Source organism: Gluconobacter sp. DsW_058 (assembly GCF_002153615.1).
GTDB classification, from domain to species: Bacteria; Pseudomonadota; Alphaproteobacteria; order Acetobacterales; family Acetobacteraceae; genus Gluconobacter; species Gluconobacter cerinus.
Map to the genome: position 1 here is coordinate 39,873 of NZ_JOPH01000068.1, position 10,566 is coordinate 50,438.

12 protein-coding genes and 2 riboswitches are annotated in these 10,566 nt (G+C 57.1%); of the genes, 5 read left to right on the forward strand and 7 right to left on the reverse strand.

Annotated elements, in window-relative coordinates:
• Positions 1-73 precede the first annotated feature (73 nt).
• Positions 74-1,003: a bile acid:sodium symporter family protein gene (locus HK24_RS11960; RefSeq protein WP_086634679.1), complete on the forward strand. Its 930-nt coding sequence runs from the start codon at positions 74-76 to the stop codon at positions 1,001-1,003.
• Here HK24_RS11960 and HK24_RS11965 read toward each other — a convergent pair.
• Positions 990-1,895, reverse strand: a complete 906-nt coding sequence (locus HK24_RS11965) for a LysR family transcriptional regulator (protein ID WP_086634654.1) — start codon at positions 1,893-1,895, stop codon at positions 990-992. The genes HK24_RS11960 and HK24_RS11965 overlap by 14 nt on opposite strands.
• A gap of 209 nt (positions 1,896-2,104) precedes the next feature.
• Entirely contained in the window at positions 2,105-3,823 is a 1,719-nt protein-coding gene (locus HK24_RS11970) for a M20/M25/M40 family metallo-hydrolase (RefSeq protein WP_086634680.1), read from the reverse strand.
• Between the two features lie 139 nt (positions 3,824-3,962).
• Between HK24_RS11970 and HK24_RS11975 the strand changes: the two genes are divergently transcribed.
• On the forward strand, positions 3,963-4,514 hold the full coding sequence (locus HK24_RS11975; RefSeq protein WP_086634655.1) for a histidine phosphatase family protein: 552 nt from the start codon (positions 3,963-3,965) through the stop codon (positions 4,512-4,514).
• On the opposite strand, the gene bluB is transcribed toward HK24_RS11975, so the two are convergent.
• The 5 genes from bluB to cobT all read right to left on the reverse strand — a co-directional run bounded on the left by bluB (position 4,504) and on the right by cobT (position 8,097).
• Positions 4,504-5,142, reverse strand: coding sequence for a 5,6-dimethylbenzimidazole synthase (bluB, locus tag HK24_RS11980; protein ID WP_086634656.1), 639 nt, complete (start codon positions 5,140-5,142; stop codon positions 4,504-4,506). The genes HK24_RS11975 and bluB overlap by 11 nt on opposite strands.
• A gap of 3 nt (positions 5,143-5,145) precedes the next feature.
• Complete coding sequence (locus HK24_RS11985) at positions 5,146-5,883, reverse strand: CbtA family protein (RefSeq protein WP_086634657.1); 738 nt, start codon at positions 5,881-5,883, stop codon at positions 5,146-5,148.
• A 15-nt stretch (positions 5,884-5,898) separates the two neighbouring features.
• Positions 5,899-6,123 (reverse strand): CbtB-domain containing protein, encoded by a 225-nt coding sequence (locus HK24_RS11990; RefSeq protein ID WP_086634658.1) that lies wholly within the window; start codon positions 6,121-6,123, stop codon positions 5,899-5,901.
• Between the two features lie 28 nt (positions 6,124-6,151).
• Positions 6,152-6,293: riboswitch (cobalamin riboswitch) on the reverse strand.
• On the reverse strand, positions 6,290-7,057 hold the full coding sequence (cobS, locus tag HK24_RS11995; protein ID WP_086634659.1) for an adenosylcobinamide-GDP ribazoletransferase: 768 nt from the start codon (positions 7,055-7,057) through the stop codon (positions 6,290-6,292). It overlaps the preceding riboswitch by 4 nt.
• Positions 7,054-8,097 carry a nicotinate-nucleotide--dimethylbenzimidazole phosphoribosyltransferase gene (gene cobT / locus HK24_RS12000; protein ID WP_086634681.1) on the reverse strand — a complete coding sequence of 348 codons (1,044 nt, stop codon included), beginning with the start codon at positions 8,095-8,097 and terminating at the stop codon, positions 7,054-7,056. Before cobT ends, cobS begins: the two co-directional genes overlap by 4 nt.
• Positions 8,098-8,142: 45 nt before the next feature.
• Here cobT and cobU point away from each other — a divergent pair, with 45 nt between their 5' ends.
• From cobU to cobW, 3 genes are all read left to right on the forward strand, one after another.
• Positions 8,143-8,703 carry a bifunctional adenosylcobinamide kinase/adenosylcobinamide-phosphate guanylyltransferase gene (gene cobU, locus HK24_RS12005; protein ID WP_086634660.1) on the forward strand — a complete coding sequence of 187 codons (561 nt, stop codon included), beginning with the start codon at positions 8,143-8,145 and terminating at the stop codon, positions 8,701-8,703.
• 37 nt (positions 8,704-8,740) lie between these two features.
• Positions 8,741-8,979: riboswitch (cobalamin riboswitch) on the forward strand.
• Positions 8,980-9,099: 120 nt separating this feature from the next.
• Positions 9,100-9,513: a DUF1636 domain-containing protein gene (locus HK24_RS12010; RefSeq protein WP_086634661.1), complete on the forward strand. Its 414-nt coding sequence runs from the start codon at positions 9,100-9,102 to the stop codon at positions 9,511-9,513.
• On the forward strand, positions 9,510-10,562 hold the full coding sequence (cobW, locus tag HK24_RS12015; protein ID WP_086634662.1) for a cobalamin biosynthesis protein CobW: 1,053 nt from the start codon (positions 9,510-9,512) through the stop codon (positions 10,560-10,562). The genes HK24_RS12010 and cobW overlap by 4 nt, the downstream gene beginning before the upstream one ends.
• The last annotated feature ends 4 nt before the right edge of the window (positions 10,563-10,566 follow it).

The window sequence follows — 10,566 nt, forward strand, 5'->3', positions numbered from 1 at the left end:
TCCCAAGTAGGCAGGATGACGGTATGAGGAACGTTACCTTACCCGTGTTCTAACAATGGAGACGCTCTGCCAGATGATGACGCGCCTTTTCCCGGTCTGGGCCATTCTGGTCTCGCTGGCAGCCATCGTGCTTCCCGCGCCGTTCCTGAAACTGTTGCCGGTCATCACACCGCTGCTCGCGTTCATCATGTTTACGATGGGTGTGTCTCTGACAGTGCAGGATTTTTCCCGCATAGCCCGGCGCCCTTATCCTGTTCTGGCAGGTGTAGGATTGCATTATCTCGTCATGCCTTTGGCAGCATGGGGGATTGCACATCTGCTCGGTATGCCTCCCGGTCTGGCGACAGGCATGGTTCTTGTGGGCTGTGTCTCTAGCGGCACAGCGTCCAACGTGATGATCTTTCTTTCCAAAGGGGACGTCGCGCTGTCCGTCAGTATTAGTGCGCTGTCTACTTTGGTGGGAATTTTTGCAACACCATTACTGACACGACTGTATGTGTCTGCGGGTGTCTCTGTTGATAGCTGGGGGTTGTTCCGAAGCATCATTACCATGGTTGCGTTACCGGTTTTTGCCGGTGTGATTGTCAATACGCTGTGGCATCGGACCATCCAGCGGATTGAGAGCGCCTTGCCGCCCGTGGCCATGGTGTCCATTTTGCTGATCATTGGTTGCGTCGTCGCGGGCGCCAGTCCCTCCTTGGCTCAAGCTGGCCCCCTTTTGATCCTGGGCGTTATTCTGCATAACGCTATTGGTTTGTTGGGCGGATACTGGGGCGGCAGGCTTCTGGGTTTTGATGAGTCCGTCTGCCGAACGCTTGCGCTTGAAGTCGGGATGCAAAACTCGGCGCTCGCCGCAACGCTGGGCCGTCTTTACTTCTCACCCCTTGCAGCGCTGCCAGGAGCAGTTTTCTCCGTCTGGCACAATGTGTCCGGCTCCGTTCTGGCCGCATACTGGGCCGCGCGGCCTCTCAGTAAGGGCACGTCACGGATCAAGGCACCTTGAGATAATCCTGTATTCGCGGAACCATGAAATCAAGAAAGGCACGCACTCGCGGTGGGCTCTGATGTCCTGCAGGGAAGAGGGCATGAATGTCTTCTTCGTCCTGTATCGTGGCGTCACTCATAACTTCAACCAAGCGGCCAGCTTTCAGGTCTTCACGGACATGATATTCGCCAAGCCGTGCCAAGCCGACGCCTTGCAGGGCCATACGCCTTACCGTTTCACCATTATTCGCCAGAAGGGGACCGTGCACGCGGCGGTCAATCAGCCGCCCTTTTTCCTGAAACGGCCAGACAGGGGTTGTGCGCTGGAAGTTGAACCCAAGGCATTGATGGCTGTCTAAATCCGCAACGGTCTGAGGCGTTCCGTGTCGTTCAAGATAGGTGGGTGAGGCTACAATCCTGCGTGGCACCGCCCCCAGGTGACGGACTGTGAGGCCTGAATCCTGCAGTCGGCCGACACGGAAAGCCACGTCTGTCCGGTCAAGGTAAAGGTCTGTTACGTCGTCAGAAAGTGAGAGATCAATCAGGATTTCTGGATAGGCATTCCAGAACGCGGGGAGGAATGGCTCTAGTCCAAGGGTGCCGAACGCAACGGACGCATTGACCCGGACTGTCCCTCTGGGCTGCATGGTTCCCGTTGTGAGGCTGCGTTCAATATCATCGAGATCCGCTATCAGAGTGACAGCGCGCGTATAATAGATCTGTCCTTCCTGCGTTACGGAAAGGCGGCGGGTCGAGCGTTCGATCAGGCGGACACCCAGACGGGCTTCAATTCTGGCGATGAGCTTGCTGACGGTTGACGGCGTCATGACCAGCAGCCGGGCGGCTTCCGAGAAACTGCCGCTTTCGACTACCCGTAGAAAAACCTGCATTTCGCCAACGCGATTGTCCATCTCGATCTCATCTGTGAACGGGTTGCAGGGACTTTCTTCAAAGCACGCGAATTTTCAGGCGCGCATGATGCCAAGCGTGGATTGCCCCCTGCTTGAACAAGGTCGCCGGAAATGTTCTTCGCTACGAAACGGATTAAGAAATTTTCACAATATATCGTTTAAAATCAAGATTCAGGCGGCTCTTTCTCCGAGCCGCCTGAACCTGAAGTTTAGTGAGCCGAACGAACGTCGTTGCTCTTTTCACGTATGGCCCTGAACTCGGAGCCACCTTTCCACGTCGGCCAATCATGCGAGAAGGCCGCATCATATCCGACCTGGCGGACAACATCGACGTCCTGCGCTGCACCTCTGACGTCCCAGTCAGGGCTCCAGGCATCGCAGGCCTGATGATAGCAGGCCATATACGCCGTCAGCCATTTGCTGCCCGCGGCTGTTCCACCCTGAAGGAGATCGAACGGGCCAGCCATATCCATAACCGCGAGAACGGGCACGCCAGCCCGGGCGAAAGGCAGATGGTCCGCACGGTAGAAGGCTCCGCGCTCCGGCATAGCTTCCGGCTGGGTTGTACGGCCCTGCTTGAGGGCTGCGGCTGCGAAGTCGTCCTGCAGAGTGTCCTGTCCAGCGCCAATAATGAAGGCATTATGAGCTGGGCCTGCCATCTGCAGTACATCCATGGTCAGGTTAGCCGCAGTCTTGTTGAGCGGTGCTAGCGGATGGGCGACATACCAGCTCGATCCCAGAAGGCCACGCTCTTCACCGGTCCAGGATGCAAAACTGACAGTCCGTTTTGGCTTTGGCCCGTTCTTGAAAGCTCGTGCGATTTCCAGAACGGCTGCAATACCCGAACCATCGTCAATCGCTCCGCGCCGAATAACGGTCTTGCCTGCGGCGTCAGTGCTTTTACCAAACGCATCCCAGTGCGCGCCGAACATCACGGTTTCGTCGGGATAATCCGTACCCGTGATCTTGCCGATGACGTTCTGGCTCTGGAGGTGATCGACCTTGACCGGCATGTCCACTGAAAGCGTCGTGTCATGAATGTTGACCGGATGGAAATCGGGCGAACGCGCCTGACGACGCAGACGGTTAAGATCCAGCCCGGCGCGCGCAAACAATGTTTTGGCTGCATTGCCTTCAATCCAGCCGATCATCGGTACGGACTTCAGGTCCTTATCGTCGTGAAGAATGTCATATTCTTCACCCTGAGGTGCGACGACGGTGCTCCAGGGATAGGACGCGCCCGGAGTATCATGAATGATCAGCGCTCCAGCTGCACCGCGACGGGCTGCTTCCTCGAACTTGTAGGTCCAGCGGCCGTAATACGTCATGGTCTTGCCACCAAAGCGGCCAGCAACAGGCTCCTCTGGTCCAGCATCGAAATCAGGATCATTCACCAGAAAGACCGCAATTTTGCCGTGTAGATCAACCTGCTTGAAGTCATTCCAGCGACGTTCCGGCGCCGTCACACCATAGCCCACGAAGACCAGAGGGACGTTTGACAGCTGAAGGCGCTCGATCGGCTGGAGCGTTGACATGACGATATCTGTTAGCTGATGAAGCGGCAGAGCAGCCTGACCCCGTGTCTTAATCGTCGCGATTGCTTTCGGATCAGGACGGGTACGGATCATGGGGACATTCTGCGTCCATCCGCCATTTTCGCCGCCAGGTTCCAGTCCAAGCTTCTGATACTGATCGATCAGCCACTTGACCGTGACGGCCTCACCCGGGGTGCCAGGGGCACGTCCCTCAAATGAATCCGAAGCCAGAACCCGCATTGTCTCCGACATTCTAGCCGGGTCGATAGGGCCGGAGGCGCCTGCGTCAGACGCTGCATGGGCCCCGGAAAAGCCGATTGCGAGTGGAGCTATCGCGAAAGCGGCAAGAGCGGTAGCCAATTTCAGGCGGTTTCGAAGGGAAGATTTGTGCATCATGTCCTCAGTCTTTGTCATAACGCGTGTCTGACGAGATGAGGCACACCTTACACATCGGATTGCTGATCAGGAAATGGCATAAAATCATCGGACTGGCTGGTTGACGGAAAACGCGTCGCACCCCCATCTACGATTAATGACCACTCTCACCATTCCGGTTCTCCTGTCCCGCCATCCCCCCGTTGAGGGGAGTGAAGGCCTTTGTTATGGGCGACAGGAGATGGAACTGAGAGCGGGGTGGGAGGCCCAGGCCGCTGGTCTGTTGACCCTCGCAAAGGGCGCTGGTTGTTCAGTCATCTACACGTCACCATCGGCCCGGTGTCTGTCTGTCGCGCGAAGACTTGAGGCGCAGACCGGGTGGCCGCTGCGTTTGGATGACCGGTTACTGGAGCTAAATTTTGGCCAGTGGGAAGGGCTATCCTGGAATGTTGTGCCGCGTGTGGCTCTCGATAGCTGGGCCGAAGATCCTGAAGGGTTTTCTCCGCCGCGTGGTGAAAGTGGGCGAGCGCTACAGGAACGTGTGCAGTCTTTCTGGGCAGACCTTATTCGTGCCGGAGAGCCCGCGTTAGTTCTTTCGCACGGCGGCCCACTTCGTCTCCTTGATGGGCTTGCCAAAGGAGAAAGGGCGAACCTGCTAGCACCTTCAATGCCGCAGGGCAGCAGCAGGCTCCATTACGTCAGCGTTTGATCCACTCACGTCGGTCCGGGTTTCTTGTTTCCCAGCCCATGCGCTCCAGTTCTGGCGTTTTGGCATGGGCTGCCGGATATCCGATGCAAAGATACGCGATAAGGTTCCATCCCGGCTCGGCATCGAGAAGGTCTGACACGTGCTCGGGCTCAAGAATTGAGACCCAGCCCAGCCCAACACCTGCCGCCGTTGCAGCCAGCCAAAACGTATGGATAGCCATCACAGCGGACCACGTCGTTGTTTCCGGCATGGTCGCACGTCCAAGACCATGTCCTTGATCCGGGAAGGTTTCGCAGAAGACGGCGACATGATGCGGGGCATCATCTAATCCGGCCAGTTTGAGCGTTGCATAGGATGCTGCTTGTTCGCCTGCATATCCCTGAAGGGCTTCCCGGTTACAGGTTTCAAAGCTCTTCCGAACGGCTGCTTTTCGCTCCGGGTTTTCAACGAGCACGAAGCGCCAGGGCTCACTCAAACCAACGGAAGGCGCTAGGGTCGATGCATGCAGGAGATCGTCCAGAACCGATGCGGGCAGAGGGTCACGTTGGAAATGTCGCGCATCCCGGCGCCATGTGAAAAGGCGCTCCAGATCTTTTCTGAAATCGTCTGAAAAGGCTGGTGCCGTCATGGTTTATCCGTTGCGTGCAAAAGGTTTGTCAGCGCCCGCCGTCAGGACACGGGATGCCAGAGGCCCGAAGAGCAGTCCGATCGTAGCCCACAGAACGATCTGCATCCCCAAGGCTGCCTCGCGGAAACGCCAGAGCACTGTTGCCGGGAAATCTGTTGGAACTTCATTGATATCAGGCATACCGGCTTGTACGGCGGCCACCAGAATGATGAAGATACCCAGAGAGGCTAGTACGCCGTTCCAATGACCCAGGTGCCGGATGAGTGGTCGGCTGACCATGTAGGACGCGGCTGCCGCGCAAAGTGACAGAGCGATCATACCGAAATAGGCGCCGGTTCGTAGGCCAATGGTCGATGGAAGGCCAACGGCAGGGGGATTGGGAGGATATTTCAGGTCCGGCACCAGCACGAACACAACGAATGCTGCGGCAGCCAGAAGTGCAGACAAGGCTCGCGGCGAAAAGCGGCCTATGCGACCGTACACAAAAGCAAAAATAGTCGCGAAAATGCCACCGTAAGCCGCGCCATACATAACGGCAGCGGTGAGAAGCCCGAAAGACGCCTGTATGCCTCGGCTGATAATTTCCGGTTCAGGCGGATCGCCAGCAGCGAGGTCTTTCGCGCTCTCGAATGCAATCGCAAGATTGACCTGCGGCTCTCCAAAAAAACGCGCAAACACGAACGCAAGCAATGCGGCAGCAATCCCGGCAATCATGCCGCGGCTCAAAAGACGACCTGTCATGAAACTATGCTGCGTTTAGTGGCAGGGGAAGCCGAGAAGATGGCGCCCATCATGAACAAATTCATGAACTGCGTGCCCTGAAATCAAAGACGTCGCACCTTGTTCTGCACCAACAAAATAAAGCAGCATAAGGCTGAGCACGACCGTAAAGGCAGCCCATGGAAGGAGCGTGCGGATCGGCAGCGCAACCGGTGCGGCGATGCTGGCGGGCAGGTGGGGCGGGGAAAGGCTCTGGCTCATAATAGGCTCCGCTGGAAAAGCGCGTTCTGCGGTTGAAAATTGATAAAGGAGGTCTGGCTTCGCAACGTGATTTCACGAGCATTACAGTGGCGCGACCGCACCGGATTTGCACCGGCTTCTCCCTGCTTTCGCTAACAGGGAGGATGTAACCTTTCATGCGGGAGTGTCAACTTTTCCATGCTGAGGCCAGCACTGTCAGGAGAACGCACTCAGCGAGACTGGCCGTTGCTCCGAGTACGTCTCCTGTATATCCGCCGAGCAGTTTCCGGGCTACGGCGCGAACTCCAAGCATCGTGAACAGTGCGGCAAGAATAGTCTGAAGACCTAAGTGTGCGGGGAGGCAAATCACCGTCATGCAAAAGCCAGAAAACAAGGCGGCCAGTAGCTGATCCCGGGTCAGGTTGGAGAGCTGCTGTGCCAACCCATTGTCACGAGCAGGCTTTGTGAGGAACGTCAGGAGAGGCAGGATAGTGCGGGAAAGTGCTCCCGTTACAGCCATTGCCGGCAAGATCATTGAAGGAGGCAGCGCTGCTAACGTCGTAACGCGGACGATTAAGCAGATGCCCAAAGCTAACGCCCCATAGCTGCCGATACGACTATCGCGCATGATGGTCAGGCGCTTCTCAGGAGTATGGCGTCCGCCACAGCCATCCGCCATATCCGCCAGTCCGTCTTCGTGCAGGCCTCCGGTTAAGAGAACTTGTAGGCCGACGCTCCAGGCTGCGGCTACCAGAGGGGGAACACTCAAGGCGCTCAGCAGCAAGAACACTGATGCGCTGAGAATACCGACAAGCGCCCCAACCAGGGGCCAGCACCAGGCAGACCGCGCCAGAGACCAGTCCTGTCCGCTGACGCGCAGCCATCCCAAGGGAAGGCGGGTCAGCAGGCCCGCACCACAGGCGATGTCTTCTCGAATGGTGCGCCAAAGCCTCATTGAATGGAGACGTCTGATTGGGAAACAGCAGCCTCTGCGAACGTCGCCATACCGTTGTGGCAGGCCAATGCCGCTCTGAGGACGGGAATGGCAACGGCAGACCCCGATCCCTCTCCAAGGCGCAAGCCTAGGTCCAGTATTGGTTTCAGCCTGAGGGCATCTGCCAGCTTGCGGTGACCAGCCTCAGCGGAACAATGCGAGAGCTGTGTGTGGTCGAGTGCTGAGGCGGTCAATTTGATCAATGGCAGCACGGCTGCGGTACAGACGAAGCCGTCAAGCAGAACCGGGATACGATGGTGTCTGGCGGCCAGAACACTTCCGAGTATGGCGGCCAGTTCGTAACCACCCAGACAACGTGCGGCGTCCAAGGGGTCGTTAAGTGACGCCGCGTGCAGACACAGAGCCTCATCAATCACAGAAGCCTTGAGATTGACGCCCCCCTGATCGAGACCCGTGCCACGTCCTGCCCAGTCCGCGCCTGTACCCCCCAGGAGTGCTGCGCAAAGTGCGGCGGAGGGGGTTGTGTTGCCAATACCCATTTCGCCGGGGCAAAACAGATCCAGCGTGGGGGATACGGCGGTGTATCCGACCGAGACCGCATCGAGAAATTCGTCTTCGCCCATAGCCGGGGTCGCGGTAAAATCTGCTGTGGCCTTTAGATTTCGGACGGGCACAACAGCAAGGTCCGCACCAGCATTCCGGGCAAGCTGATTGATTGCTGCGCCGCCACTCTGGAAATTCGACACCATCTGGGCCGTAACATCCGAAGGCCACGGAGATACCCCCCGGCGGACCACACCATGATTTCCTGCAAAAATCGTTATCTGAACCTGTTCTAGCGTTGGTTTCTGATGGCCTTGCCATTCACCGAGCCAAATGGACAGCTCTTCCAACCGCCCGAGGCTGCCGGGAGGTTTGGTCAGAGTCGCGTCTCGCTCCGCTATCAGGGCGGCGACTTTTGGGTCGGGGTCTGGAAGTGACAGGCAGGCAGTGCGAAGTTCTGCCATGCTGGCGAAAGGGGGCTGACAGGACGAGGGCATGATGTGCGGTGGCATGACAGGTCTTTTGTGCTGTTATCAGGGACCATGCAAGAAGAAGGCGCAGGAGACATTGTGGCACAGACCATCACGCAAACAGGACTACCGGATGTGTCACTGGTCCTCGGGGGCGCCAGGTCAGGAAAAAGTAGGATCGCTGAGGCAATCATCACTGGTCTTCCGGCCCCTTGGGTTTATCTCGCGACCGGTCGGGCTTTTGATGAAGAAATGCAGGCCAGGATAGATTTGCATCGTACCACCCGTGGGAACAAAGGGTGGCGTACAGTTGAAGAGCCATTTGATATCGCAGATGCCTTACAGGCAGAGCAGGGCGCGCCGATCCTGATTGATTGCCTCACTTTATGGCTGACAAATCTCATTCTGGAAGACCGTAATATACACGCCGCGACGAAAGATCTTCTCGAGGCGTTGCAAACACGGAAAGGCCGTACCGTTCTTGTGGGCAACGAGGTAGGGCTCGGAATTGTCCCGGACAATGCCCTGGCTCGTCGTTTCCGCGATGAAGCGGGTCTTCTTCATCAGAAGATCGCCGCAGTCGCCGGAGAAGTGCTGTTTGTGGCGGCGGGTTTGTCTTTGAAAATGAAATGAGCCCATTTCCCGGGCTTTGACACGCTTTCATCCCAGAGATAGGAGAGGGTTTGATGGTTCCTCTGAGAAGAGGATGAAAAGGGAAGCTGGTGCGGCCTTAGAAGTAGGTCAAACCCGGCACTGCCCCCGCAACTGTGGACGGTTTTCTGTCCTGCCAGTCTTTCTTTCAGGAAAGGCAGCCACTGGATTTCGATCTGGGAAGGCCCGGTGGGAGAGGAGGTGCCAATGGTGCCTCGGCCGTGAGTCAGGAGACCTGCCATCTGAGCCAAGTGTCATGATCCGGCGGGGTGCCCGGACTGTGAGGGCGCGCCATCATGTGCGTGTCACTTTCGCGATTGCGAAGGCCTTTCATCGCGCCTTTTGTTATGCCGTTGTGGCTGCAAGAGAGACGAAACCATGGCAGATCCACTGCCCTATGCTGAAGCGGGCCAATCATCCGTTTCGCCAGTTTTCCACGTCTGTGTGACGTGTCGTCGCGGTCTACCGGTCGGGAATGACCCTGTTCAGGGGCGACAGCTCTACGATGCCTTGCTTGACCAGGCTGCTGAAGGTGATTTCAGCGTCCAGCCCGTTGAATGTATGGCAGCCTGTAGCCGAGGCTGTATGGCCACGCTTTCCATGCCGGAAAAATGGACTTTTGTTCTAGGTGAACTTGGTCCGGAAAAGCTGTCTGACCTGCTGGCTTACCTTCAGCTTTACCGAGCATCGAAAACCGGAACAGTGATGCCGTCAAAGCGACCCGCATCGCTTTCTGATATGGTTATCGCCCGTCTTCCATCTTCATTGTCTGCTTCACAGGAACTTTCATGATGTCCCAGACTGTTTCAGGCTCCGGTCGCAAGATTCCGGTTACGATCATCACGGGTTTTCTGGGGGCAGGGAAAACAACCCTTCTGCGAAACCTTCTCGCACAGGCTGATGGGCGCCGTATCGCGATCGTCGTGAACGAGTTCGGTTCGCTTGGGATTGACGGTGAAATTCTAAGGTCCTGCGGGATCGAAGGATGTGCTGACGAGGATATTGTCGAACTCACCAACGGATGCCTCTGCTGCACGGTTGCAGACGACTTCATTCCGACCATGGAGGCTCTGATCGATCGTCCTGATCCGCCAGAGCACATCGTGATCGAGACATCTGGCCTTGCGCTGCCCAAGCCCCTTCTCAAGGCATTTAGTTGGCCCGGGATCCGTACCCGCATGACCGTTGATGGTGTGATTACGCTGGTGGATGCACCTGCTGTCGCCGCTGGTCGCTTTGCGGACGATCCGGAATCTGTTGCCGCACAGCAGGCGGCTGACCCTTCTCTGGATCACGATAATCCGTTGGCTGAAGTCTATGAAGACCAGCTGAATGCGGCGGATCTTATTGTTCTGAACAAGACTGATCTTCTGGACGAAGCCGGGATTGATGCGGTTGAGAAGGGCATTACCGAGGCCGTGCCGCGGAAAGTTATTACGCTGCGGGCAGTAGAGGGACGACTGGACCCCGCTGTTCTGCTGGGAATTGGTGCCGGTGCCGAAGACGATCTTCAAGCGCGCCCGTCCAATCATGATGGCGCAGATGACCACGAACATGATGACTTCGAGAGTTTCGTCGTAGTCCTTCCGGAGCAGAAAAGTGCTGAAGCGTTGCTCAAGCGCTTGAGCGAGGTTGCGGGGCAATTCGATATCCTCCGTATGAAAGGCTTTGCAGCCGTGCAGGGTAAGAAAATGCGATTGGCCGTGCAGGGTGTCGGGACCCGTTTCCGTCATGAATTTGATGTGCCTCTCGCAGATGCAGGCCGGGACGGGCGCCTCGTTGTAATTGGCCAGACAGGCCTGGATCGCGCAGCCATCGAAGCCGCATTGCTGGCGGACTGACCTG